The sequence below is a fragment of the Fibrobacter sp. UWB11 genome, assembly GCF_900143015.1.
GTDB lineage: Bacteria > Fibrobacterota > Fibrobacteria > Fibrobacterales > Fibrobacteraceae > Fibrobacter.
Map to the genome: position 1 here is coordinate 406,515 of NZ_FSRT01000001.1, position 25,762 is coordinate 432,276.

Sequence of the window (25,762 nt, forward strand, 5' to 3'; positions counted from 1 at the left end):
CCATCAATTATTTGCAAAGCGGCTTCAGCTGCTTCTGGAGCGGTGCGAAGTCCGTCTTCTTGATGGCGCTGATTGTTGCTGCGGCTTCATTCTTTCCAACGCCTTTACCTGTCGTAAAGAAGTTGATCATGTCACCCTTGATGGCAATGGTGAAATCGAAGGACGAAATAAATCCGAGCCTGCCTCTGAATGTATTTTCAATTTCAACGCTAAGTTCTGGAGCGGTTGATTCTTCGTCATCCGTTACAAAGATCGACTTCTTGGAAAGTGCGTTTTCGAGAGCACTGCAAGCATTTGAGGCCAAATCGCATGCAAGTTTGATTTCGCAACGGGAAATTTTTACGCTGTAAGGAACTTCGAGAGCATTTCTCAAGCCCGTCTTTTTCAAGAGTTCAAGAGAAAGGTTCGGTTCGACGGTAATTACGTACGGACCTTTTTCGAAGTTCACGTTGCGCAGTTTGAAGGTGGCGATGCCGTTCTTCTGAGTGCGGCGTTCCGAAAGAGTCTTGCTCTGGCGTGCGATGAGCGGGAAGTTCGGCACTGGACCGATGGAATCCTTGACGATGACGTTCCAAGAGGGCATCTCGGCTTTGGTCAGTTCAAATTTCGGTTCGGTTGTCGTTGAAATAGTCAAGTTCGAAAGTCTTTCGACCAAAATCTTTTCGATTTCTGGGAGCGCATGCTCCAAGCGGTGGCTATCGTTGAGCGGGTAGACATCGGCGAGCTGCTGCAAATAGAAGTTATATTCGTTGACTTCGTCTTGGGCTTTTTCCAAGTCAGACGCTGCATTAGCGTAAGTGCGAGAATCGATTGCCTTGCGCGCAGACTTTTCGAGCTTGGTGATGTCTTGCTGCAAAGTCTTCAAGCGGAACTGGAGGCTTGCGGTGAACTCGTCCATGTCGAGAGTTGCTGTTGCCTTAAATCCCTTATCCACTTTTACAGGAACAACTTTGACCCCTTTGAGGACAACGTTGCTTTTCACATTGCTTTTGGACCTGTATGTTTCGCCAAGGACGCTCTTTCCATCATTGATATCTTCATATTTGGTAAGTGTTTGAGTGGCGGAAACTTGGGACTTGATCTGCTTTGCGACACCCGCCATAGCCGAGTTGTTTGCATCTTCTTGCGAAACAGTGGAGGTGGCGGTGTAGGTGACGATTTTCCCTGCCAAGGCTGGGACTACAGCAATACAGGCGCAAAGGATAAGGGTTTTGATATTCATTACTAGTTCAGCTCCATCAAAATCAGCTTACGAGTGATGTTGTTTTTCTTGGTTTCGGCAATCGGCTTGAAAATTTGGCGAATCTTCGCGTAAACTTCCTGAGAATCCCTGTACTTTAAGGGATTTGCGTAGATGACGAAGTCCAAGGTCTTTGCGGTCATGACATTGACTTTCACGGAGTTGAAGTTGCTCTTGAGGCCCTTCATGATGGCATCGTGCAAGTCTTCAGTCTGGCTGTCGGAATATTCACCTTTGATGTTCACAACGACCTTGTACTGGGTGCCTTTGGCGAGGTCCATCTTCCAGTAACCAAGAATCTTCTGTTCGAGCCCAGGCATTGCCTTACGGACTGCGGCGCCAATGTTAGAATTGATGTTGATCTTGGAGGTATGGCCGTTGTTGCGGACTACGGCGGACTGTGAACCGAGGAGGCGTGCGGTCGATGTTTCGTAAGCAGAAACTTCAACGGAGACTTCGTCATTCGTCACTTCCGGGGTGTACTTGATATAAATGTCTGCGTCCAAGGCAACGCTCGCAAGGTAAGACAAGTCATCTTCTGTATTAGCGATGTCGCTCTGCATCTGGAGGATGCTGCTCAAGTCAGCTTGCGCATCGACGGACTTGACTTCGTAGTTTTTCTTGGTGAGGTAACCATTGATTGCCTCTGACGTGGTACGGGAGTATGGGCTTTCGGAAGAAACGTCCGGAACTCCGTCCTTGAGTGTCAAGTTCGGGGAGACCATGATAACCGGTTGACCGATATCCTGCATGGCGCTTGCATTAGCGTAAGTCTCTGTCGCTTCATCCTTTGCGGCTGCAACTTTCGTTGTGGCGCTTGTATTGAATGCCGTAGCTGTGTTGTTAGCGGTTGATTGAACCGTTGTGGTAGCCGAGGTTCCGAACCCATCGAGTTCGTTGTAGGCGCTTTCGGCTCTTTGACGAGTGGCGGCGGCTTTTTGACGATTGTCGGAATCATTGCGCTTTGCGGCATGCGGCGCGGAACAGGCTGTTTCGGCCAGAAGAAGTGCTAAGCAGAGAGAAGGAATCAAGTGTCTCATATTACAAATATCTCTTTAAAGGTTTCATACATTTTTTATACAGATAATATACAATGTTTTGTGTTCAGAAGTAAACAAATAATACGAATTGTAAAATACTTTTTTTAAGAGTTGCTATCAAAGAGAAAATTGGATATATATATCCTTGAGGCTACATTTTTTTTTAAACAAAGAATTGTAGTTTGGAGTGTGTTAGGTTTAAACTTCTCATCAGGGAGGTTGAAAATGAGAGAAAAATGGATCTGGCTGCCTGATTGGGCCTCGAATCTTGGTATTTGGGAAGATGATCTTATGGACGTTGCTCCTTCTGCGAGCCACGTTTATGTGCCATATGGTCAACTGGCTGGATTTTTAGAGAATCCGGAGGATATTCCGGAGTTCAAGACTGCTTCTACCGTTGTTGCTTGGGGTCTTGGTGCTTTGTCGCTCCTTTGTTCGGGAGCGGGCCCGCAAAAAGACCAAAAGTGGATTTTGCTTTCGCCGTATGCCGATTTTTGTGATGAAATTGGCAATTGGACTGTGCCGAACTTGCATTTTATGGCACACCAGCTTGAAACGACTACGGAGCCTGCGCTCAAGGCATTCATGGAACTGTTCGAGGAAGATTTTGGCGACTGGCAAGACGACTGGTTTACCGAGGCTAAAAAGTACGATGCAGAGTCCTTGTCGAAAGGGCTGATGTACCTTGCTTCGCATCGCGTAGAGTCCGTGATTCCGAATAGCGAAAACATTCAAGTGGTTTACGGGCGACTGGATGCGACCGTTCAGCCTGAATGGACTTTGAAACTAAAGGAATTTTTGCCGAAAGCGGAATTCAAGGAACGTCCTAAAGCCGGCCACTGGCCTCCGATGCTATTGCTTTGAGAAGTCCTTAGTCATTGGTCAATGGTCACTGGTTTTATAATCGCACCAACGGTGCCAAGCTTTAAACTATTGACTGATGACCAACTACTAATAACTCATTTAATTTTTTTTCTGAATTCTTGATAATGCAAACAGCGCTACAAGGTAAATTGCAAAGAACCAGAGCAGTGCTTTTTCGAAAGTTTCTCCCACAGATGTATAGAATGTGCTCCTTGTCTTGAGGGGCATTTTTCTTTGTATGACGCGGGTTTCAAAAATATTGGTATTCTGGTCGTAATGGCCGTACTGATCTATAAATGCTGAAACTCCGCTGTTGGCAAGGCGTGCAACCGGATAACCGTAGGTGATGGCTTGATGGCGTACAATGTTCAAGTGTTGGAATGGAGCCGTGCTCCGGCCGAACCAGCCGTCGTTTGTGATATTCACCATGAGTCGTGACCCAGCACTGATTGCTTCGCGAATGAGGTCTCCGAAAATTGCATCGTAACAGATGTAGGGTGTCCAGTTGTAGGGACCGTAAACGGGAGTTTCTTTTCCCGGAACAAAATCGCCTTCGCCGAGATCCACGTAATTCAGGATGGGGAACACGTCATCGAAAGGAATGCGTTCGCTAAATGGAACGAGGTGCTTTTTGATATAACGTTGCGGGAACTGATTGTCGCCTGGCGTAAAGAGGAATGATGCGTTGTAGATGTCGAAACGGCGCGGGTTGTTGATGTCATCGGAAACTCGTTTGTAGTCAAGAGCACCAGTGAGAATGCTTGCGTTTCTCATGTCGGCCATTTGGTGCAAACGCCTGATGACTAGCGGTTGTCGACGGATGTGGTCCGGTACAGCGGTTTCGGCAAGGAGAATCATGTCCACATCGGAGGTGGTGCTGTCCATGGCCATGTTGAAAGTCTTGGTGACGATGGAGTCAAAGCGGGGCTTGCTCCATTTGGCTCCTTGGGCAATACTTGGCTGCACCATGGCAATGGACGGATTCTCTTGTGAATCTGCATTGTAGAACGGGGCTGCCTCTGGAGCTGAAAGTACGCAGCTTCCGTGAATCAGGAGCGCAAAGAAAATGATGAACGGCACTGCAAAGAGTGCAAAGCGTTTTTTGCTTTTCTGCATAAACGCGTAAGCGACAATTTGGTTTGATGCTACAATAAGAATGGTGTAACCGAAAATGCCGATAATCGACAAGGCTTGTAGCAATTCAAGATGATTTCCGAATGTGTATCCCAAGTGATTCCACGGGAAAGCGAAATCTCCGGTGGTGCGGTGCATTTCGATGGATGCGTAGAAAATAGGGAAGAGGATAAGCAGGTACGCTTTGCCTTTGATCTTTAAATTCTTGGCTGTAGAATAGACAAACGAAGCAAGAACGTTGAATAGGCTGAGGTAGGCAATGAGAAGGATGAGCCCGAGAAATATGAGTCCGGAGGGCGCTGTTTCGACGTTCATCACGTTGCGAATCCAGTAATAGTTAATGGTGTTATAAACCATGCTAGCCCAGAATGTCGCAAAGACTGCGGTCTCTCGATTGAATTTGTTCAAAACAATGAACCATGGCACAAGCAAGATGAGTATTGCTGGACCCAGCGGAAGAGGCGGAAATGCGAATGCGATAAAGCCCCAGGAAAGCGTTGCTAGAGCAAGCGCAATGCGTGCATCTTTTTGCTTAAATAGCTTTATGTTCCAACGCACGAAAAGAGCAAACCAGTAAAGAGCCATGGGAATGAATGTGGCTACAATTTGGAAAAGCCCGGCGTGACTGCGTGTGAGATAGTCTAATGCAAGGAATGCAAAAACAATAATGCCGTAAGTGTTCATGAACCGCGCAAACGGTTTGCGTGCGGTCTTTATGAATAAGAACGGGAGTGCCGCAACGATAGGTAAAAGTTGCGGAAGCTGCGTGTAAAGTCCCGGCGTATCCGGACGTAGCAAGAACAATACAAATTCTATGGCGACAAGAATTGCAACGTAAATCTTGTACGCTCGCGGAATGTTTTTGAGTTTATTTAGTAACTGCTCGGTAGTCATTAGTCGTTAGTCGGTAGTCGTTGGTGCATGTCATCCCGTGCTTGGCGCGGGATCGCCTTTCTCGAATTACAATCCACTTTTATCTTGGGGATTGAACACGAGTACGAATTCACCTTTGGGTGGATGAGCCTTGAAGTGTGCCGAAATTTCAGTCGGTGTTCCGATGAGGTGTTCCTCGAATTTCTTCGTAAGTTCACGCATGAGTGCGATCTTGATATCACCGAAAACAAGCTTGATTTCTTCGACGAACTTGTCGATGTTGTGCGGGCTCGCGTAGAAAATCTGCGTCGCTTCTTCGTCTTTCAATTTTTCGAGCAAGTGAATACGCTGGGCGCTTTTCTTGGGCGAAAAATACTGGAACGTAAAGTGGTCGGTCGGCATGCCGCAAGAAACGAGGGCGGTAATCATGGCGCACGGGCCGGGAATTGCACGTACGTCAATTCCTTCGCGCACACATTCACGAACAAGGTTGAATGCCGGGTCTGCAACTCCGGGCGTTCCTGCATCGCTTACGAGAGCGATGTCGCCAGTGTTCTTGAGATATTCGATATACTTTGGCGTGACTTTTTCTTTGTTGAAGTCGTGGTAGGCTTCCATGGGTGTCGTAATGCCGTAATTATCAAAGAGAATTCTTGAATGACGGGTGTCTTCGGCAAGGACGAGGGGAACTTCCTTAAGAATGCGCACGGCGCGGTAGGTGATATCTTCCATGTTCCCGATGGGAGTAGCTACGATGTATAAAGTGTATGACATACTAGATTAAGACGAAAGAACGGGCTTTGCCCTATTGACTATAGACGAAAGATAGTAATTAGAATTTGTCAATGGTCGTTAGTCATTAGTTATTAGTTTTATAATTGCATATGGGCTTCATTTTTTAAACTAGAGATTTATAACCAAAGACCAATGACTAATAACTAAGTGCTAATAGTCGCTTGCGCTATTCAAATCTGTGAGCCTGTTGGCGTTCAGTTCGAATGTCAGGCGTTGAACGAGTTTGCGGTGCATTTCTTGCGATGCCTTGTTCACAAGATCGGTGCGGAGTCGCCCATATAAAATAGCGTTAATGTCTTGCTGCTCAATGAATTCTACGTGGCGAACGAGAGTGCCGTTGCAGAAGATTCGAGCCGAAAGAGCGTACGTCCAGGATTCATCAACGGGAAGGATGGGCCATAGCGGAATTAACACGCCAAGATTCCATGCGGAATTCGGTTTATTTTGTTTGACCGTTGCTTTGATGGTTGCTTCTCCACGGCAGGATTCTCGTGGGAAATCGGTTTCACTGACGGCTTTTGTGTAGGCTCTCAATAAATCTTGTGAAAGCTCCAATGAATCATTACCGTACAAAAAAGGAATGTTACCGAAGAAGCTGAATTTTTCCTCGGTTAGCGGAATCCCTTCTAGGTCTCCTTGCGTGAGTTTCATGGAGCATCCAGAAAGAATTGCAGAAAAAATAAGTGCAAAACTCAAAAATTTGACGATGGAGCGCATGTGTTAAAGATATAAAAAAACGACTTGCTTTGATTTTATTTAGATTATTACTATGGAATTGCCTGCTTATTTTATTAGTGACGCGCATTTGGGAATCGAGCCACCGGGAGCAGTCCCAAACAGGGAACAAAAATTAATAGAGCTTCTTTCCTCGTGGAAAGGCAAGGCTAGTCACGTCGTTGTGGTTGGTGACCTTTTTGAATTCTGGTACGAGTACAATTATTATGTAGCGTCAGCGCATTTCAATTTGTATCGAGCTTTTGCCGAATTGGTTGAATCGGGTGTAGAAGTTCATTTGTTGCAGGGTAACCATGATTTTGCCTATGGTGATTTTTTCCCGAAGACTCTAGGGGTACAAGTCCATAAATCTGTTATTCTTGAAATTCAGGGCAAGCGAATTTTTGCAACTCATGGTGACGGAGTTCCCAAGTCCGATCGTGGCTATCGTTTTTTGCGCAATGTATTGGACTTCCCGTTCAATCGGTTCCTCTTTAAGCAAATCCATCCAGACTGGGGAATGGCTCTAGCTCGTTTTGTTGGGCGTAACAGCCGTAAATACGGTGAAAGCCGTTTGATAAAGATTGAAGAATACCTGGAATGGGGAGACCGCATGCTTAAAAAGGAACACTGCGATTTCTGTATTCATGGTCACCATCATATTTCGGGCATCTGGAACACGCCTAATGGTGTGGTGGCTTCTCCCGGAGACTTTATAAAAAAGCCCGCCATCCTCTGCTTGGAGAATGGCGGATTGAAATTGGTTTCGCTTTAAGCGGAGTGCTTAAGTTTATTCAACAGGACCGCTTGCTCGACTTTCGGTGGCTTTGACCAACTTTTTCTTGGATTTTTCGCCCCAAAGTTTTGCGATAATATCGGTGCTTGCGAATTCCTGCCAATATTCTTCTACCCAGCACCAGTGATGGACTTCGCCTTTTTCATCGGTGATTGTCCAGTCCTTCTTTGCCGAGAAAGTCATTTTTTGGACTTGCGGGGTGTAGTAAGGGTCGGACGATTTTTCCGGTTCAATGGTTATGGTCCATGATCTGTCGGCAGTTCGCTTGTAAATAGCGATGTTGAATGCCAACAGCAGGACTAGGGTAATAATACTCCATTTGAAGTTCTTCTTCGACAGCAGGTATATTAATAGGAGTACTAGTAATATACTGATTGCTGCGAAGTTGTAATGAGTCGGATAAAATACTTTGAAGACATCAATCATTTTATCGTACCTCTAGAACTTGTGAAGAATTACTTCTTCTTGGCTGCCTTCTGCTGAGCGACGAGAGCTGCGACGCTGAATGTGAGAACATTCTTGTCGACCTGGCTTTCAGTACGGAAGCTCTTGAGCGGAAGTGCGATACCATGAGAAGAAAGCGTGCCCATGAAGGATGCGTTTGCATGGCTTGCAATGGTACGGACGTTGATAAAGCCCTTGTTCTTGCTGAAGGTCAGCTTAAAGGTCTTCTTGGACGCATCGTATTCGGCGACCATGGTCTTGTTTTCCTTGGTATTCAGAGCATTCTTGGTGTTGTGGTCAAAAATGATGGTACCACGGGTATCAATGGAAAGCATGGTCTTGTTGCCCACAGCGTTACGGCATGCGAGAGTCGTCCATTCGCCTTTCTTCTTTGCACCCTTTGCAGTGAAGACATACTTGTTGCCTTCCTTGACGAGAGTGTATGCACCAGTTGCAACCGGAAGACCGATAGCATTGAATGCGCCCTTGAAGTAAAGGAATTTGGACTTGGAGCCGATGATTCCGTTAATGAAACGGAAAGAAGTTGACTTCGGGGTCTTGATCGGCGTGATTGCAACGCGCTTGCCGACCGGGTCGACTTCGACGTCTACATAAGGACCAACATCGACTGTACGGCCGTCATCCGTCTTAGTCTGAGTGGCGAGCTTGTCGAGCTTGAGAGCCTTGACTGCTTCTTCCGGGAATCTGATGAAACCACGGACATCCATTTTTACGATTACGTTTTCCATTTACACCTCTTTTGTTTGTTTGATTGACGATAAAATAACAATTTATTGTCCAAATGTCAAAGATTCTCACAAAAAAAGCATGTACAAAGGATAAAAATAGCTTTTTCGTAACCAATAACATTTGTTGTATAAAAAATAATAATAAAAATGTAAAATGTTGCAACAAATGAAAAAAAATTTTCTTTATTTGCGTAATATCACGTTTGAAATGCTTTCTGATAGGGTTTCCGTGGCGCGAACGGCCTCTTTGGCGCTTTTTAATAGGCTTTTGACTGTATTTGTTCGTTCTTTAAATCGGGCTCTATCCGAGAGAATTACTACGTTTTGTGCGTCAGAAATATCGTTTACATGGATTTCTACGTTAGCTCGGATGAGAAATTTAGGGTAAAGAATACGGTATTTATCAGAAATCGCAACGGCAATACTCAACACTGGGTCGATGAGAAGAGTTGTTTCGGTACTTTTGACGAATTTAGATGCCAAAATGGCGCCTGTGCCACGCCCTGCAACGACTTTGGGAGCTTTGCCGTTTATTTGAGAGGCGCATTCGTAAATCATTTGAGCGTCGGATTCAAAAGTCTCTTGTGACGGAGTGCCTTTGTTTTCACCGCTTCCGCGGTAGTTGAACGTGGCTGCTGCGAATCCCGGTAGGCTGTCGAGTTCGGCGAGGAACTGGGCGGCGTCTTCGTCGGCATCGGGGTAGTAGAGGAAAACGTTATTCTGTTCGTTTCCAACAACAAAACCTTCAAGAACCGTGCCGTCGTCAAGAGTGCAATTGATATTCTTTGCCTTATCTGCAATGGCGGTACGTGCTTCGTTATGTGTAATGGCGCGGGGGAAGGCGTTACGGCGCTCGGTTAGTGCAAGGTAAAATACCATGCTGATATATATAAGGAGAAGAATTCCTGCGTAACGTAAAATGCGGCTGAGTGTTCCCAATGCGAATTCTTTTATTTTCATGGATTAGTTAATAGTTGATAATTATTGTTTGAGTGTGAATTTAGAAAAGATTGTGGTAGAAGAATTAAGAAGTTGGAATTAGGAGTTGGGAATTTGTGATTGCCGTCATGTCTCGTTGCGCTCGACATGACGAAAATTGAGAACGCACAAACACGTAAAACAAAAACGCTCATAGACTTACAACGAGCAAACGAATAAGCCGAGAGAAGTGAAAGTGGAAGGAGTGGGCCAAAATACACAAACACGCAAGGCGAGAGATGCAGGGGTGCTTGCACCCCTATATCCGAGCCGAAGTGTTTGGCGTTATGGCCCGATGGGCCTATAATAGCACAAATGCGTAGGACGAGAGTCGCGGCCAAGCTTGCTTGGACATGACCGAGACCAGCATTTGGCGTTATACGGCCGTAGGCCTATAACGCAAAAGGACTTCCGGTGGAGTACAACCGGAAGTCCGAGGGATGGGATTGGGTGTTCCTTTAAATTAAGCAATTTTTTTTGAAAGCGTATCACTTCAAAAACAAAAAGTGTTCTCGAAGTGTTCTTTTTTGTCGAATTTAGAAAAGAATAGGGCTTTTTTACAGGATATTTTCAAAAACAGGTGTTCCCAAAAATCTCAAAAAAAATTAGATTTCCTTTTGATGAACGTATATGCCTACTACAATTATCGAAAGTACCTTCAGGACTACTACGAGTACCGTAAGTCCGTGCAGAGGTATTTCTCGTACCGGTCTTTTGCAAAGAAGGCTGGGTATTCCTCGTCCGGTCTTTACCTGGATTTGATTCGTGGTCGAAAGTCTCTCACACAACAAATGATCCCGAAGTTTATCGAAGCTCTCGGGCTTAACGAAAGAGAGGGACGTTACTTTGCTTTGATGGTGGACTTTACGCATGCTACGACGGCGTCTTCGAAGCAGCAGATCTTCGATCAGATGTCCGCGCTCTTGCCGCGTACCATCAAGAACTTGACCAAGAACCAGCAGGAATACTACAGTAAGTGGTATTATGTTGTAGCGCGCGAAGCTCTTGCCGTATTAAAGATTAACGACAAGAACATCCAGGAACTTGCGCTTTTCTTGAACCCGAAAATTTCTCTCCCGCAGGCAAAACAGACTATCCAGCTCCTTCTCAATTTGGGACTTATCGAGCTCGGCGAAGATGGATTCTACCATTCCGTAAACAAGGCAATTACGAATGGCAGTGAAATCGCCCCGCTTTTCGTTCATCAGTTCCAAAAGCAGATGATTGATTTGGGAAAAGATGCGCTAGATCACTACAGTACGGAACGTAGAAATGTATCTTGTATGACGATGAGTGTCTCGGCGCAGGGCTTGGAACGAATCATCAGCAAGATTGATTTGTTCCGCAAGGAGATTGTGGATATCGTTCGCTCTGATGAGGGCGAATCTATGGTCTGCGAATTGAACATCCAGTTCTTCCCGCTGAGCAAGGAAAAGGTGGCTCTGCCTCCGGAAGCGGACGTAGAGGAGGGTGTCGATGAAATTGATTAAGTCATACATTGGACTGCTTGCGGCGGTTTGTGCTGGCATGCTTGCTTGCACAAGCGATAACAGCGGTGTTGCTGGTACCGTAACGGATACGGGCAATACGATTGCACTTGGTGGTGTGGTAACTCGTACTGATGGTTCGCGCGCTGTTGCTGCCATGGTTCGCGTTGCTCGTGAACCTGCTGTTGGTGATTCTCTTGTAGAAGCGGAATATATTGAAACGGTTACGGACTCGCAGGGCGTGTTCTCGTTTGATTCTGTGTTCGCCGATACATTCCAGTTGGCTGTTGTTGATGCTGAATACAAGGAAATTTCGTATAAGCCTCGTGCAACGAAAAATTCTGGCAAGCCGGATAGCATTCAGCTTGAAAAGGCTGCTGTGTTCAGTAGTGTTCTCTACTACGAAGATATGGACGAACCGTCAATGGCGGTCGGGTCTCACTTTAAGGTCTATATGCCGGGAACACCGTTCTCGCAGAGCGTGTTTGCCGGGGATTCTTTCTCGATGCTCATTCCTGCTGGTGAATGGTGGCTTGGGTTCTGCCCGGGCGATCCGCAGATTGTAGCTCGCCTTGCTGATTCTGGTGTTGCCGATTCGTTAATTTATCGTACATGGAACATTGACGGCGAAGTCAAGTCTGGCGATACAATTTCGAAGGGGCCGTTTATCTGGAGTCCGACGATGGAAGTCGATTCCTTGATAAAACTTGAAGAACAGAAGAAGAAAGAAAAGAAGCCGGCCTACTTGTCGGGCGTCGTGATGTGCAAAAAAGATAGTCTGTGCTCGAATGTTCAGGTGCAGATGATTACAGACCTTTACGGCTTTGAATTTGTCGAAGGTGATTCCACTCGCTTTGTAATGCAGACTGTAACGGATGAATCTGGCCGTTGGTTCTTGCAGGTTCCGAAGTCTGTTCCGTATGACAGTCTCCGCATGGAATATCGTTTGCTTGATAACGAAGGCAAAGTAGCTTTGGCAGGGCTTAGCCGCTATGTGCATGCTTCAGAACTCAAGGATTTGGAGGATACTCTTTTGGTGGATACTGTCGAACTTACCAAGGCTTCTGTTTTGGTGAGCGGCGTGATGCTTGCTGTCAATGCTATGGTAGATTCGACTCAGTCCAAAGAAAATCAACCTGACCAGAATTCGATTCAGTCTGATAACTGCAAAGTGAATAGTGTGAATAGCGTGGTTGTGGGTCTTAAGGGCACGTCCCATTTTGTGAGAGATGTGACTTGCAATATGTTTAAGATCGATAATCTTCCGGCCGGTGGCCATGACTTGGTCCTTTACTCGGGTGATCCTAAGGTTGTCAAGACGCTTAGGGATGCAAAACTCGATTTGGATTCTATCGTGACGATTACACATGTGCAGTTGCCCAAGGGTGATACGCTTGATCAGCAATGGATGACGTTTGAGCCGCCTACTTTAAAAACTGAGAAATAATTTTCAAAAACCCCTTGCAAGATTGAAAATTATTTTCTAAAATTGGTGCGCACTGATGAGCTATGGTGTAACGGTAGCACAACAGATTCTGACTCTGTTTGTCTAGGTTCGAATCCTGGTAGCTCAACGAAAGACTCTTTGCTCTTACTCCTGAGCAGAGAGTTTTTTATTTTTTTAGGTTAATAGGTGTTAGGGTTTAGGTGTTAGGTTGGAATTTGCGGCTACGCCGTTTGTTATAGACGTGCGGAGCACGTGATATTATTCCTATATCCTGTAACCTATAACCTAATACCTATATTTGAGCTATGGAATTTTTTGACTACTTTGAACAGCTTTACGCCGATCGTTGGCCTGCGCTTTTGGAATCGTTGAAAGGCGAGGGGTGTGCTACGAAACTCCAGTTTGCAGATTCCTTGGAACCGTATTTTTTGGACGAGGCTTCGGTCTTTGCGGCTAATGCGCTTGGTGTTGAGCCTGGAATGGACGTGCTCGACATGTGTGCGGCGCCGGGTGGAAAATCGCTTGTGATTGCATCGATGCTTAAAGGTGAAGGCTCGCTCCAGTGCAACGACCGTTCGCCGGATAGGCGACTCCGCTTGCAGCATGTTTTGGAAAATTCCTTGCCGGAGTCGTGGCGTTCGATTATCAATGTCACGGGCTATGACGGCGTGAAATTTGGCATGCACAAGAAGGAGTGCTATGACCGCATTTTGCTCGATGCTCCGTGTTCATCGGACAGGCATGTGCTCAATTCTCCGTCGCATCTTGAAGTTTGGTCTGTGAAACGCGTAAAGCGTTTGTCCGTGGAGCAGGGGTCGCTTTTGGCGTCGGCAGTGGATGCGCTTCGACCGGGTGGTGAGCTTGTTTATGGAACTTGCGCTCTTTCGCCCCTCGAAAATGATGCCGTGGTTGCAAAGATATTGAAAAAACGCAAGATGATGGAATTTGTTCGTATTGAAGACCTGCCGGATGGTGCGGATCGTACTGAACTTGGGGTGCATATTTTGCCGGATAAGGCTCATGGTTGCGGCCCCATCTATTGTGCGAAGATGAGGAAAATAGTTTAATAATTGCTATATTTCCTACCGGTAAATAGGAGATTTTTTATGGCAGCTTTAAATCTTACTGCAGAATCTTTTGACAAGGTTATTTCTTCGGGTCAGCTTGTGCTCGTTGATTTTTGGGCTACTTGGTGCCGTCCGTGCATGATGATGGGCCCTGTGGTCGAGGAACTTTCTAACGAGTTTGACGGTCGCGCCATTATTGCAAAGATCAATGTCGATGACGAAGGTGTTTCTGACATTTGCGCTCGCTTTGGCATCACGAACATCCCGAACATGAAGTTGTTTAAAAACGGGGTCGAAGTGGGTAACGTCGTTGGCGCAGTACCGAAGGCTACTCTCAAGAACGCCATCGAAAAGAACCTTTAATCACTAGATCATGCTCACTAAACGTTTAATTGTTTGCTTGGATGTTCGTAACCGCAAGGTCACGAAGGGTGTAAAGTTTAAGGGTAATATCGACATTGGCGATCCCGTAGAAATGGGAGCTCGTTATAGTGACGATGGTGTTGATGAACTTGTCTTTTACGATATTACGGCAAGTGCAGAAAATCGCCCGTGCGACATGGAAATGATTCGCCAGATTGCAAAGCGTGTGTTTATCCCGTTTGCTGTGGGTGGCGGTATCCGTAACTTGGACGACATGCATGAGGCTCTTCTCGCTGGTGCAGAAAAGGTGAGCGTGAACAGTCTTGCTGTGTTGCATCCGGAAATTATAGCCGAAGGCGCAAAGGCCTTTGGACGCCAGTGCATTGTGCTTGGCATGGATGCGAAGTTCGTGGGCGTTTCGGACAAGATTCCGAGCGGTTACGAAGTGTTTATTCGCGGTGGCCGCCAAGCGATGGGCATTGACGCACTGCAGTGGGCAAAGCGAGCCGAGGAACTCGGTGTGGGTGAAATTTGTTTGAACTCCATTGATACCGATGGCGTCAAGAACGGTTACGAACTCACGATTACCGACATGATTGCAAAGGCGGTGCAGGTGCCCGTGATTGCAAGCGGTGGCGCCGGAACTCCGGACCACATTGTGGACTTGTTCCGCAAGACGAGTGCTGATGCGGCTCTCGTTGCATCGATGGTGCATTTTGGCGATTATACGGTGCCGGGAATCAAGAGTGAAATGCTTGCTGCTGGAATCCCTGTGCGCAAGAAGATGAACGGCGAGGTTTAACGTGAATCCAGAAGTTGCCGTAAAGATTTTTGAAGCTGGCAAAAGTGCCGGTGCAGACTTTGTCGAAATTTTCGAAGAAGAAACGCGAAGCTCGAGCCTCGGTTTGAAAGACCGTCAGATTGAAACGGCAACTGCGGGTACCGAATATGGTATCGGTGTTCGTCTTTTGTACGGGACGGAAGTCCTGTATGGCTTTACAAGCGATGATAGCGAAGAAGCTCTGATTAAGCTCGTGAAGACGCTTGCGTTCGGGCGTATCGCTGCCGCCGCTGGTGGCGTGGGTTCTGCGGCCAAGCCGTTTGAGTTTGCTCCTGAAAAGCGCATTTGCGATTATAACGTAGCTGCATACCAAGACCCGCGTGTGCTCGGCCAAGCTATAAAGCAAGACTTCTTGTTCCGTGCGGACAAGACCGCTCGTGCGCTATCACCGAAGATAGCGCAAGTGGGCGCGAGTGTGACTGATAGCTGTACATCGATTTCTCTCATGAACAGTGAAGGCTTGCATCTCGAAATGACGCGCGGTCGCTTGCGCGTGAACGTCAATGTGACGGCAACAGATGGAACGGAACGTTTGACAACGCATGAGGCTCCGGGCGCTCTTGGCGGTTATGAACTTTTAGCCAATTATTCCCCGGAAGCGTTGGCCACAGAATGTGGCGAGCGCGTGCTGCGCATGCTTGATGCTGGCTATATCACTGGCGGTCAGATGCCTGTTGTCATGGGCAATGGCTTTGGTGGTGTGATATTCCACGAAGCTTGCGGACATCCGCTGGAAACAGAATCAATCCGTCGCAGTGCAAGCCCGTTCTGCGGAAAGCTTGGTGAAGCCATTGGACAATCTTGCCTTACTGCAATTGATGATGGCACGATGGATGGTGTATGGGGTAGCCTCAAGTATGATGATGAAGGTACGCCTACACAACGCACGGTTCTGATTGAAAACGGTATTTTGAAAACGTACATGAGCGATCGCGTGGGGGCTGCCGAAGTAGGTGTTGCCCGTACGGGTAGTGCTCGCCGTGAAAGTTACAAGTATGCGCCTGTAAGCCGTATGCGCAATACGTTCATTGCTCCGGGCAAGGATTCGCTCGATTCTATGATTGCTAGCGTGGATAACGGACTTTATGCGGCCCGCATGGCTGGCGGTTCTGTGAACCCGGCAACAGGCGAGTTCAACTTTGCTGTTGACGAAGGCTATGTTATCCGTAATGGCAAAATCTGCGAACCGGTTCGTGGTGCTACACTTATTGGCAAAGGCCACGAAATCATGCCGCGTATAAGCATGGTCGGTACGGATTTTGAACAAGCTGCTGGCGTTTGTGGAGCCTCTTCAGGACATGTGCCGGTAACGGTGGGGCAGCCCTCCATCAAGGTTGACCAAATCCTAGTCGGTGGGCGGTAGCCGTTTACCGCATTTCCTATCCATGAAAATGGAAAAAGCCCTCGCAAAGAGGGCTTTTGAGTATTATGGGTTGTCATCGCGAATAAAGTACAAAACGATTTCGAATAAAACAAGAAAGTTGTGTAAAAAAGAAACAACGGCATCTCGTGAGAGGTGCCGTTGTTTTGGTGTATGGGATGTTTGGTTTTGTATTCATAAAATAGTTTAATTTGGAATATTATTCCTTATTTTTGGTACTTTTCCGATGTAAAGCTTTACAACGCTTTCTTTGTTTTTTAATGATGGTTTTGAGTCTCTAAAAGGCCTGTAAAATAGTTTTTTAAGAAAATAATTGACTTTTTTAGCTCAAAAAAGGCTTTTTTGTTAATAACCAGGATTTTTATTTTTTAATATTGATATATAATGAATCAATTAGAAAATGAAGCGTTGTATGAACTTTTGCGGATTGCCGTTGACAATAATGGCTCTCGTCGTAGTTTGTCGCATAATTTGAGTTCAGAGGCGTGGAAAAAATTACATATAGAATGTATTAAGAATCTTTTGGTGGGTGTTGTTTATCGAGCTATAAGTCTTTTGCCTCGCGAACAGCAACCTCCACTTGAAATTGCGTTTCAATGGGCTAGTGAAGCGGAAACCATAAAGGGGCAAAATAGGCTCTTGAATGCGGAAGCCGCCCGTCTTACCGAACTTTTTGCGGCGCAAGGTCGTAAAACGGCTGTGCTTAAGGGACCTGCCAATGCTTGTCTTTATCCTGATCCTTATATGCGGCAAGTTGGAGATATAGATTTGTGGGTTGATGGTGGCCGTAAAAGCGTTCTAGATTTGTTGAAGAACATGGGGTATGAAATTCCTGAAAAGGATCTAGTCGTACCGCATCATGTTCATTTACATCCAGTAGAAAACGATATTCCCGTTGAAATTCATTTCCGTCCGTCTTCTGGAATTTGGAATCCCTTTTCTGGGGCTCGTCTTTTGCGTTTTTTGGAAAAAGAAATCCAGAATGTTGAACGAGTCAGTGAAGGTTTTTGTGTCCCGACGATGAAATTTGCGCTTGTTATGCAATTGGCTCATATCCAGCGGCATTTTGTTTCTGGCGGTATTGGTTTTAAACAAATTATAGACTACTATATATTGCTAGTTCATTCAACTGAGGACGATCTGCGTGAAATTTCGAATAGACTTTCGGAATTTGGGCTTTTGCATGGCTGTCGTGCTCTCATGTGGGTTTTGGGCAATGTGTTTGGGCTTGATAAGTCCAAGATGCTCTGTAAACCGAATGAAAAGAGTGGACGAAAGATGTTGGCTGTAATTCTTGAAGGTGGAAATTTTGGCTTTTATGCAGCGGAGCGGTTGAAAGACTCTTCGATGAACGTTTTGCTGCGTTGGTTAAAACATCGATTGTTTTTTGTACGGAAAATGTGGTATTCCCCGTTTGAGGTCTTGTGCAGAGAACTTGATTATTGGTTTCACTTTATCAAGACGATTGGTTTAAGAATTAAGACTCGTCGATTCTCTCTATGGAGTATGTACCATAACAAAGCTAATTCTGATCGAAGAAAATCGCTCTGTGAAAAATAAAGATGTTCTGCCGGTGTTTCAAAAAAATGCTTTGAGCCTTTGCTTTTGAAACGTTTGCGTGTTATTTTTTGAATAGGTGGGGAGCTTTTTTGAGCTGATTTCGGCTCTTTGGGGATGTTTGATGCGAATTTCCTTTTTTGGCACGCGGTTTGCTTTTAAACTGGGGAAAAAAGAAAAAGCGAGGATAAAATGTCCGATTTTACTAATGATGCAGAAAAGGTTTTGGCAAAAGCGCAGAGTTTGCGCGACCGCTGTTCGCATTCCTACTTGGGTGCGGCTCATTTGGCGGTGGGCCTCGTTGAAGGTCCCGATGCAACCTTGAAGAAACTTTATAAATCTAAAGGCGTAAAGACCTCGGAACTCCGTGGCCGTTTGGAACCGTTTGTCCAGAAAATCCCGCGCATGGAAGGCGTGAACCCGGATGTAGAACCGGATTCTGACTTGAACCGCATTTTGCGTGCGGCTGTGCAGGCGGCGCGTCAGGTGAGCCGTATGGTGACGCCGGGCGATTTGCTCGTGGCTTTGATGAAGTTCTCGGGCGACCGCGGACTGGCGAAAGTTTTTGAAGATGCGCTTGGTTCGACCGAAGTGGTGGAAACTTGGCTTTCGGACCCGTTTGCGGGAGCCGCGAACGCCGAGGAACAGTCTCCGCTGAAACTCTACGGTCGTGAACTCGTGGAAATGGCGGCTGATGGAAAGCTCTCGCCGGTGATTGGCCGTGAAGAAGAAATCCGCCGTGTGATTTTGATTTTGAGCCGTAAGACAAAGAACAACCCTTGCTTGGTCGGTGAACCGGGTGTGGGTAAGACCGCTATTGTCGAAGGCCTTGCCGAACGTATTTACCGCGGCGACGTGCCAGATGCGTTGAAGGGCAAAAAGGTCTTTGCGCTTGATTTGTCCGCATTGATGGCGGGTGCAAAATACCGTGGCGACTTTGAAGAACGTCTCAAATCTGTGATTGACGCTATTGAAGAAGATGGCAATACGCTTATGTTCATCGATGAACTCCACAACATTGTGGGGGCGGGCAAGACCGAAGGATCCATGGACTTGGGCAATATGCTCAAGCCGAAGCTCGCTCGTGGTGAACTCCACTGCATTGGCGCAACGACAACGCAGGAATACCGCAAGTACATCGAAAAGGATTCCGCTTTGGAACGTCGTTTCCAGCCGGTGCAGGTCTCGGAACCGAGCGAAGACGAAGCTATTTCTATCTTGCGTGGCATTAAGGATGGCTTTGATGCGCACCACGGTGTGCGTCTGCACGACAACGCGCTCGTGGCAGCTGTGAAACTTTCGAACCGTTACATCAGTGATAGGTTCCTCCCGGATAAAGCAATCGACTTGATTGACGAGGCTGCAAGCCTTGTGAAAACGCAGATGGACACGGTCCCGGAAGCACTCGATACCTTGCAGCGTAAGGAACTCCAGATGAAAATCGAGGAGCAGGCCTTGGCTAAGGAAACGGACGAAGCAAGCGTCAAGCGCTTGAAAGAGCTCCGTGAAGACTTGGCTGTGACGGATGCTGCGGTCAAGCAGATGCAGGAACGCTGGCAAGACCGCCGCGCTGCATTTGCCGAAGTGCAGGACTTGAAGAAATCCTTGAAGGCTGCAAAGGACGAGATGGAACAGGCGGAAGCCCGTTACGACTTGAACCGAGCTGCAGAACTCAAGTACAACAAGATTGTGAACATCGAAAAGGAACTGGCTCAAAAGACTGAAGCGCTCCGCAAGAGTGCTGAAGAAGGCGGCTTGAGCGAAGAAGTGACCGAAGAGACGATTGCCCTTGTGGTGAGCCGTTGGACGGGCATTCCGGTGACAAAGCTTTGCGAAGGCGAAAAGGCAAAGTTGTTGCACTTGGACGAACGTTTGCATGCCCGTGTGATTGGTCAGGACGAAGCTGTCGAAGCCGTGTCCGAAGCCATTCTCCGTAACCGTAGCGGTCTTTCTCGTGAAAATGCGCCGATTGGAAGTTTCCTCTTCTTGGGCCCGACGGGCGTGGGTAAGACGGAACTTGCAAAGGCTTTGGCTGTGGAACTTTTCGATAGCGAAAACGCGCTTGTCCGTATCGACATGAGCGAATACATGGAAAAGCATAGCGTAAGCCGTTTGATCGGTGCTCCTCCGGGATACGTGGGTTACGAAGAAGGTGGCCAGCTGACTGAAGCTGTTCGTACACATCCGTATTGCGTGATTTTGCTCGACGAAATCGAGAAGGCGCACCCGGACGTGTTCAATACGCTGCTGCAGGTGCTTGATGACGGTCGTTTGACGGACGGCAAGGGCCGTACGGTGAACTTCAAGAACACCTTGATTTTGATGACCTCGAACTTGGGTGCCGAGAAGTTCCGCTTGAGTGCGGCTAGCGCCAAGAACGGTGAACCGCCGCAGGTTGCGCTTGCGGATGTCGAAGCCGACTTGCATGCATTCTTCCGCCCGGAATTCTTGAACCGTTTGGACGAAGTGCTTGTATTCCAGAGCCTCTCGAAGAAGCAGATTCGCGAAATCGTGAAACTCAAATTTGCGGATTTGGCGAACCGCGCTGCCCGTCAGGACTTGGTGCTTACGCTTTCGGATGCGGCACTTGATGCGATTGCGGAAGGTGCTTACCAGCCGGAATTCGGTGCACGCCCGATACAACGTTATATAGAACGTAACATTGAACGCCCGTTGAGCCACGCGATACTTTCGGGTACCGTGAGTGCGGCAAAGCCTGCTGTGGTGGACTACAAGGACGGAATGTTTGTAGTGAAATAATAGGCGTTAAAGCGCTGTCATAACGTAAAGAGCAATGGTTTTTATATCATTGTTCTTTTCTTGCATTACGCCCACGTCAAAGTCAATGCGAATGTGGGTTCCGCCGAATGTCAGCTCAAATTTCGGGATGATATCGACCATAAAGTCTTGGCGGAGATTGCCTATGCTGGCCGAAGAGTTGATTTCAAGGAAGATGCGGAACATTTGTCCGAAAACGAGAGTCGGTATCATTGCTCCAGAAAACTTGACATAGCCTTCTTCGCCGTTGTACTTTGTAGCCCCGTCGAGGAATCCTGCGCGAAGTTCATAGTAGTTGGCAAAGCATTTTGCAATGAACTGTTGTGTTCCTACGGTGAATACGATTGCGCTTGCACTGATGTCGCTCAAGTCCAAGTATCCATCAAAAGCAAGGAAAGAACTTGGTTTGTAACGGTAACGGACACCAAGGTCTAGGGCAGTCCTTGTTTCGTTTAATTGATTGTACGTGTTGATATCGAGCTTTGCGCCGACGTCAAATTGCTTGTTGAGTCGGGTCGTAAAGTTGATGGGGAAGAGTACGTTTGAGTTGAAGGGACTACGGATGCCGATGCCGAGCCCGATCTTTGGCGATGGGCGACTTTCGGGACCGAAGGTGTACCGCATGTCCCACATGTGGTCGAGTGCAAAAGCGTTTGTTGCTAAAAAGGCAAATAGTAGGCAAAGAAAGTGCTTCATGTTCATCAAAGTTAGATAAATCCGCTGGTAAAAGCTAAATTTACATGCGTTAAAATGGAGGTATTTGTGGTCGATCCGCGTCCAGAACTTTCTAAACTTTCCGATTATGTCCCTGGCAAGTCCATCGACGAAATTCGTGAACGTTATGGTCTTAAGAATGTTGTAAAACTCGCGTCTAACGAGAACCCGCTGGGCGCTTCTCCGAAGGCGGTGGAAGCGTTTCATGAAATTGCAAATTCCTTGCACTTGTACCCGCGTGGTGATGCTCCAAAGCTTATTGACGATATTGCCAAAAGATTTGGCGTGAACAAGAATCAGGTTGTTATTGGTAACGGTTCTGATGAAATCATCGACATGGTGGGTAAGGCTTTTATCCGTCAGGGTGATAATTGCGTAGGCATTACGCCGACGTTCTCCGTGTACAAGTTTACGACGCTTTCGAACGGAGCCGATTTTATTGGCGTGGGTGAAGGTGAAGAAAAAGCTAGCCTTGATAAGCTTGCTGCAGCTATCAATGAAAAGACGCGCGTGGCTTTCATTTGCAACCCGAACAACCCGACCGGTCACTATTACACCGAAGCTGAAATCCGCAGCTTCCTTGCGAAAGTGCCGTCGAACGTTCTCGTGTTCTTGGACGAAGCTTATGCTGAATTTGCAACGGCTGCTGATTATCCGAAGATGGCTCCGCTGCTTTCGGAATACCCGAACTTGTTCCTCAACCGCACTTTCAGTAAGATTTACGGTTTGGCTGGGCTCCGTGTGGGTTATGCCATTGCAAATGCTGAAGTTGTCCGTCACATGTGGAAAATCAAGCCGCCGTTTGACGTGAACCAAGCCGCTCAGGTGGCCGCTGTGGCAGCTCTTGCCGATACCGCTCACGTTGAAGCGACACGCAAGAACAACGCGGTTGGCTTTGAGTATTTGAACCGTGAACTTAGTGCGCTTGGTTTCAAGGTGCTTCCGACGCAGGCAAACTTTATTTGTGTAAATGTCGGCCCAAAGGCTCGCGACTTGGTCGCTTTCTTGGAACAGAACGGCATGATTGTTCGCGGTCTTACGAGTTTTGGCATGCCGGAACATATCCGTATCACGGTGGGCAAGCCTGAAGAAAACGAACTCCTTGTTTCGCTTGTCAAGAAGTGGGTTGGCTAGGAGCTTACTATGGAAAATCGCGAAATTGCAAAGGCCGGTGTCGCTCCCGAGAATCTGGAACTTTTGAAGATTGCGCTCAAGACGGCGGAACTTGCCGAAGAGAACATCCTTAAGTTTTACCAGAACGATGTGGGCGTCGAATGGAAGGCTGACAAGACTCCCGTGACGATTGCGGACAAGGGAACGGAAGAACTCGCCCGCAAATTCTGGGCGAAGGAAACGCCTGGCTTTGGCGTCATTGGCGAAGAATTCGGCATTGAAAGCCCGGATGCGGAATACCAGTGGGTGATTGACCCGATTGACGGCACTAAATCGTTTATCCACGGTGTGCCTTTGTTCGGAACGCTAATTGGTCTTTACCACAAGAACGTTCCGATTGCAAGCGTGATTCGCTTACCTGCAATGAAAAGCGCTGTGTGGGCGGTGAATGGCGGCGGCGCATTCTTGGATGGCCGTGAAGTTCGCGCTTCGAAGGTATCGCAGTTGAGTGATGCGCTTGTGCTTTCGGGAACGGTCAATACAATGGAAGACAAGGGCTTTGGCGAAGGCTTTACGAAACTCCGCCGCAGTGCTCGCTTGCATCGCGGTTGGGGCGATTGCTACGGCTATTACCTTGTGGTTGCAGGCCGTGCCGAAATTATGGTGGATCCGGTCGTTTCGCTGTGGGACATTGCTCCGTTCCCGCTCTTGATGAAGGAAGCGGGTGGCAAGTTCAGTACCATCGATGGCAAGACGGAACTCTTCGACGCAAACGGTAAGCCAACGGCTCCGATTTACGAAGGCTTCACAAGCATTGCGACGAACGGGCTCTTGCACAATGTTGCACTCGATTGCTTGAAAAAGTAGGCGATCACGAGAGGGTGGTGCCCGCTTTCGCGGGCATGACAAGCTGTTTACCACATTGTTGTATAGCTTATAGAATCAGGGACGAACGTGAACGTTATCGTCCCTTTTTTTGCTGTGTTGATGTAGGGAATGTTTAGCGAGTCGAGGCGGTCGGTGACTTGCTTGTGCGGGTGACGGAATTTGTTCTTGCGACCGCTTGGGATGATGGCATACGTGGGGGAGACGGCGTTCAAGAACGGTACGCTGCTAGACGTTTTGGAACCATGGTGTCCGAGTTTCAGCACATCGCTTTTCAGATAAGCGTCTGTCTTCATGATTTCTTTTTCGCCTTTGATGGTGAGGTCTCCGGTGAGGACTGCTGAATGCCCAAGCCCCTTGAGCCGAAGCGTGATGCTTCCTTCGTTCGCTTCGACGCAAACGTCGTTTCGCGGGTGGACTGTTCGCATTTCGAAGTAGTTTTCTTTCCACAGAATGCCGCGATGGATGTTGCGGATGGGGACGTTCCTTTTGCGGGCTTCACTGAGAACTTGTTGCCAGTCGGGTTTGCTCTCTTTCATGGAACAATCGCTTGTCCAAAGTTCTTTGACGGGGAACATTTTCAAAATAGATTTTGCGCCTCCGAAATGGTCTTTGTCGGGGTGGGTGATAATGAGTGCATCGAGTTCTCGTACACCGATATGGTGCAAAAATGGTACAATGATGTCTTTGCCGGAATCTTGGCGACTGTTGTCGCCAGCGTCAATGAGAAAATGTTTGCCAGATGGCGTCTTGACGAGATGGCTGTCGCCTTGCCCGACGTCAATTGTTGTGAGAGTCCATGATGGGTGTAAAACTTCGTGATAGCTGTTGTATGCAAAAATGGCTGAAGTGACGAGAATGTACAAAAAAACGTACTTGCGGGCGATATAGTTTTTGCGGCAAACAGGCAATAGTATAATTAATCCTCCAAGTGCAATGAGTGCGGCAGGCGAAAAAGGCCCGACTGTTGTTGAAGCGGCTGCGCCATCCGATAAAATTCTCGTGAGGAGTGAGGCTAATCGTAAAAAGAATCGTGCTGTTGCGCAAAATGTTCCGCTGATAAAGTCAACGGGTGAAAGTTGCGCGAAAAGGCCTGCCTGCATGCCGAGCGAAATGGCGGGAACGATGATGATGTTTCCAAACCATGCAAATGGCGAAAGTGTTTTAAAATGGTGAATGAGGAACGGAGCTGTCGCAAGAGTCGCGCAGAGTGTGACGTATGTTGGGTCGATAGCGAATGCTTGGAATTTTTGCCAAAGTTTATTTTGCTTGAGGCTGTCGGGCAACAGCTTTGTCGGGTTATGCGGTGTCCCTATGATGATTCCTGCTGTGGCTGCAAAAGAAAGCTGAAATCCTGGATTCCATATAACGTTTGGTTCCGGTAGAATGATAAGGAGTAATGCTATTCCTAGACTGTTTAGCGTATTTGCGGGCTTTCCAAATAAAGTGCCAATTTGCGGAATGGCAAACATCATGACGGCGCGACGAACGGCGGGTGAGCCGCCTGTTACGGGAACGTAAACCGCGAGGAGCGCCGTTGCAATGAAAATGACGATTTTGTGCGGTAGGCCTGTGGCTTTAAGAAATATCATGAGCATTCCCGCGAGCAAAACGACGTGGAAACCGCTAATTGCAAGTACATGTACAAGCCCGGAACGCTGAAAATCGCTTCGCAGCACTTCTGGAATTCCGGAGCGATCACCCGCCAATAACCCCATCAGGAGCCCTGTTTCAGCGGGGTCGAGAAACTTTGCAAATCGCCTTTGCAAAAATTGCCGGAATTCAAAAAAGCTCCGTTCGAACGTCCAATTGCCCTGATATGCAGTCCACCGTTTGAACTTGCCGTATGCAGCGAGTCCTTGTGAATTTAGCCACCCTTGCGTATCAAAAGCTCCAGGAACGCTCGGCGGCATTACTGGATACCATGAGGCCTCAAAACAAATGGAATCTCCCGGCAATGGAAGATCTGGCAAGTTTCGCTTTTCGGTCAGGCGTACTTTATAATACCTTCCGCGCGCATTTCCAATAGCGGTTTCCTCGGCAGAATTCGAAACACTGATTATAAACGCGGTTCCTTTGGGGCGCGGTAGCCTAGATTCGACTTTTCCGCACCCTGAATTGCCGATGGCATCATTTTTGCCTGTTACCTCACTAGTAAATTGCTCGCCTTGTGGCTCTAAAATTCTAGGAATTCCCTCATGAACAATAATTCCTATTGCCATGGTCACAAAAATCACCCATTGCAGGTGCCGACGGAAGGAATGAGTGAGCAAAAACACCATTCCAAGCAGAAAAATGGCGAAATTTGGCATGTCTAGGGCTGCCAAAGTCGCTGTTAAAACGATGGCGCTCACAAGAGCGGGTTTCCCGTCCAATGGTGCAATGAGCTCTTTAAACGCCATAAATATTTTTTCTTTAATATTTTTTTTCATTTTCTCAATTCTTTTGTATTTTAAGTGAGTCTGTATTTTATACACGCTTTTGAGGAGTGTTTGGATTAGG

The 25,762-nt window shown here is 47.3% G+C and carries 22 protein-coding genes and 1 tRNA gene; 13 read left to right on the top strand and 10 right to left on the bottom strand.

Annotation, left to right across the window (positions count from 1 at the left end; genetic code table 11):
* Positions 1 to 7: 7 nt before the first annotated feature.
* Together BUQ91_RS01890 and BUQ91_RS01895 are read right to left on the bottom strand one after the other, a co-directional pair.
* Positions 8 to 1,222: a hypothetical protein gene (locus BUQ91_RS01890; RefSeq protein WP_074207946.1), complete on the bottom strand. Its 1,215-nt coding sequence runs from the start codon at positions 1,220 to 1,222 to the stop codon at positions 8 to 10.
* Between the two features lie 2 nt (positions 1,223 to 1,224).
* Positions 1,225 to 2,280: a hypothetical protein gene (locus BUQ91_RS01895; protein ID WP_074207947.1), complete on the bottom strand. Its 1,056-nt coding sequence runs from the start codon at positions 2,278 to 2,280 to the stop codon at positions 1,225 to 1,227.
* Positions 2,281 to 2,505: 225 nt separating this feature from the next.
* Between BUQ91_RS01895 and BUQ91_RS01900 the strand changes: the two genes are divergently transcribed.
* Positions 2,506 to 3,144, top strand: coding sequence for an alpha/beta fold hydrolase (locus BUQ91_RS01900; RefSeq protein WP_074207948.1), 639 nt, complete (start codon positions 2,506 to 2,508; stop codon positions 3,142 to 3,144).
* A 99-nt stretch (positions 3,145 to 3,243) separates the two neighbouring features.
* Here the strand turns inward: BUQ91_RS01900 and lnt are convergent, their stop codons facing one another.
* The 3 genes from lnt to BUQ91_RS01915 all read right to left on the bottom strand — a co-directional run bounded on the left by lnt (position 3,244) and on the right by BUQ91_RS01915 (position 6,597).
* Positions 3,244 to 5,172 (bottom strand): apolipoprotein N-acyltransferase, encoded by a 1,929-nt coding sequence (lnt, locus tag BUQ91_RS01905; protein WP_254842205.1) that lies wholly within the window; start codon positions 5,170 to 5,172, stop codon positions 3,244 to 3,246.
* A 66-nt stretch (positions 5,173 to 5,238) separates the two neighbouring features.
* Complete coding sequence (gene rsmI, locus BUQ91_RS01910) at positions 5,239 to 5,925, bottom strand: 16S rRNA (cytidine(1402)-2'-O)-methyltransferase (RefSeq protein WP_072827421.1); 687 nt, start codon at positions 5,923 to 5,925, stop codon at positions 5,239 to 5,241.
* 171 nt (positions 5,926 to 6,096) lie between these two features.
* The gene (locus tag BUQ91_RS01915) at positions 6,097 to 6,597 is read right to left on the bottom strand and encodes a hypothetical protein (RefSeq protein ID WP_254794312.1); all 501 of its coding nucleotides are present in this window, start codon (positions 6,595 to 6,597) and stop codon (positions 6,097 to 6,099) included.
* 118 nt (positions 6,598 to 6,715) lie between these two features.
* Between BUQ91_RS01915 and BUQ91_RS01920 the strand changes: the two genes are divergently transcribed.
* Positions 6,716 to 7,435: a UDP-2,3-diacylglucosamine diphosphatase gene (locus tag BUQ91_RS01920; RefSeq protein ID WP_074207949.1), complete on the top strand. Its 720-nt coding sequence runs from the start codon at positions 6,716 to 6,718 to the stop codon at positions 7,433 to 7,435.
* Positions 7,436 to 7,450: 15 nt separating this feature from the next.
* Here the strand turns inward: BUQ91_RS01920 and BUQ91_RS01925 are convergent, their stop codons facing one another.
* From BUQ91_RS01925 to BUQ91_RS01935, 3 genes are all read right to left on the bottom strand, one after another.
* On the bottom strand, positions 7,451 to 7,882 hold the full coding sequence (locus BUQ91_RS01925) for a hypothetical protein (RefSeq protein ID WP_072827418.1): 432 nt from the start codon (positions 7,880 to 7,882) through the stop codon (positions 7,451 to 7,453).
* Between the two features lie 29 nt (positions 7,883 to 7,911).
* Entirely contained in the window at positions 7,912 to 8,649 is a 738-nt protein-coding gene (locus tag BUQ91_RS01930) for a hypothetical protein (RefSeq protein ID WP_072827417.1), read from the bottom strand.
* 183 nt (positions 8,650 to 8,832) lie between these two features.
* Entirely contained in the window at positions 8,833 to 9,609 is a 777-nt protein-coding gene (locus BUQ91_RS01935; protein WP_074207950.1) for an alpha/beta hydrolase, read from the bottom strand.
* Between the two features lie 638 nt (positions 9,610 to 10,247).
* On the opposite strand from BUQ91_RS01935, the gene BUQ91_RS01940 reads away from it, so the two are divergent.
* The 9 genes from BUQ91_RS01940 (at position 10,248) to BUQ91_RS01980 (ending at position 20,530) form a co-directional block, all read left to right on the top strand.
* Positions 10,248 to 11,117 (top strand): TIGR02147 family protein, encoded by an 870-nt coding sequence (locus BUQ91_RS01940; protein ID WP_072827415.1) that lies wholly within the window; start codon positions 10,248 to 10,250, stop codon positions 11,115 to 11,117.
* Positions 11,104 to 12,561, top strand: a complete 1,458-nt coding sequence (locus BUQ91_RS01945) for a hypothetical protein (protein ID WP_074207951.1) — start codon at positions 11,104 to 11,106, stop codon at positions 12,559 to 12,561. Before BUQ91_RS01940 ends, BUQ91_RS01945 begins: the two co-directional genes overlap by 14 nt.
* A 56-nt stretch (positions 12,562 to 12,617) precedes the next feature.
* Positions 12,618 to 12,688 (top strand) — tRNA-Gln (locus BUQ91_RS01950).
* 178 nt (positions 12,689 to 12,866) lie between these two features.
* Positions 12,867 to 13,628, top strand: coding sequence for an RsmB/NOP family class I SAM-dependent RNA methyltransferase (locus BUQ91_RS01955; RefSeq protein ID WP_074207952.1), 762 nt, complete (start codon positions 12,867 to 12,869; stop codon positions 13,626 to 13,628).
* Between the two features lie 39 nt (positions 13,629 to 13,667).
* Complete coding sequence (gene trxA, locus BUQ91_RS01960) at positions 13,668 to 13,991, top strand: thioredoxin (RefSeq protein ID WP_072827412.1); 324 nt, start codon at positions 13,668 to 13,670, stop codon at positions 13,989 to 13,991.
* A 10-nt stretch (positions 13,992 to 14,001) separates the two neighbouring features.
* Positions 14,002 to 14,793: an imidazole glycerol phosphate synthase subunit HisF gene (hisF, locus tag BUQ91_RS01965; protein ID WP_074207953.1), complete on the top strand. Its 792-nt coding sequence runs from the start codon at positions 14,002 to 14,004 to the stop codon at positions 14,791 to 14,793.
* Position 14,794: 1 nt separating this feature from the next.
* The gene (locus tag BUQ91_RS01970) at positions 14,795 to 16,195 is read left to right on the top strand and encodes a TldD/PmbA family protein (RefSeq protein WP_072827410.1); all 1,401 of its coding nucleotides are present in this window, start codon (positions 14,795 to 14,797) and stop codon (positions 16,193 to 16,195) included.
* Positions 16,196 to 16,597: 402 nt separating this feature from the next.
* Entirely contained in the window at positions 16,598 to 17,773 is a 1,176-nt protein-coding gene (locus BUQ91_RS01975; protein ID WP_072827409.1) for a nucleotidyltransferase domain-containing protein, read from the top strand.
* A 189-nt stretch (positions 17,774 to 17,962) separates the two neighbouring features.
* Complete coding sequence (locus BUQ91_RS01980) at positions 17,963 to 20,530, top strand: ATP-dependent Clp protease ATP-binding subunit (protein WP_074207954.1); 2,568 nt, start codon at positions 17,963 to 17,965, stop codon at positions 20,528 to 20,530.
* Positions 20,531 to 20,536: 6 nt separating this feature from the next.
* Here the strand turns inward: BUQ91_RS01980 and BUQ91_RS01985 are convergent, their stop codons facing one another.
* The gene (locus BUQ91_RS01985) at positions 20,537 to 21,244 is read right to left on the bottom strand and encodes a hypothetical protein (RefSeq protein WP_139255866.1); all 708 of its coding nucleotides are present in this window, start codon (positions 21,242 to 21,244) and stop codon (positions 20,537 to 20,539) included.
* Positions 21,245 to 21,298: 54 nt separating this feature from the next.
* On the opposite strand from BUQ91_RS01985, the gene hisC reads away from it, so the two are divergent.
* On the top strand, positions 21,299 to 22,396 hold the full coding sequence (hisC, locus tag BUQ91_RS01990) for a histidinol-phosphate transaminase (protein WP_254842206.1): 1,098 nt from the start codon (positions 21,299 to 21,301) through the stop codon (positions 22,394 to 22,396).
* Between the two features lie 9 nt (positions 22,397 to 22,405).
* On the top strand, positions 22,406 to 23,242 hold the full coding sequence (gene hisN / locus BUQ91_RS01995; protein ID WP_074207957.1) for a histidinol-phosphatase: 837 nt from the start codon (positions 22,406 to 22,408) through the stop codon (positions 23,240 to 23,242).
* A gap of 47 nt (positions 23,243 to 23,289) precedes the next feature.
* Here the strand turns inward: hisN and BUQ91_RS02000 are convergent, their stop codons facing one another.
* Positions 23,290 to 25,662 carry a DNA internalization-related competence protein ComEC/Rec2 gene (locus tag BUQ91_RS02000; protein ID WP_254842207.1) on the bottom strand — a complete coding sequence of 791 codons (2,373 nt, stop codon included), beginning with the start codon at positions 25,660 to 25,662 and terminating at the stop codon, positions 23,290 to 23,292.
* Positions 25,663 to 25,762 lie beyond the last annotated feature (100 nt).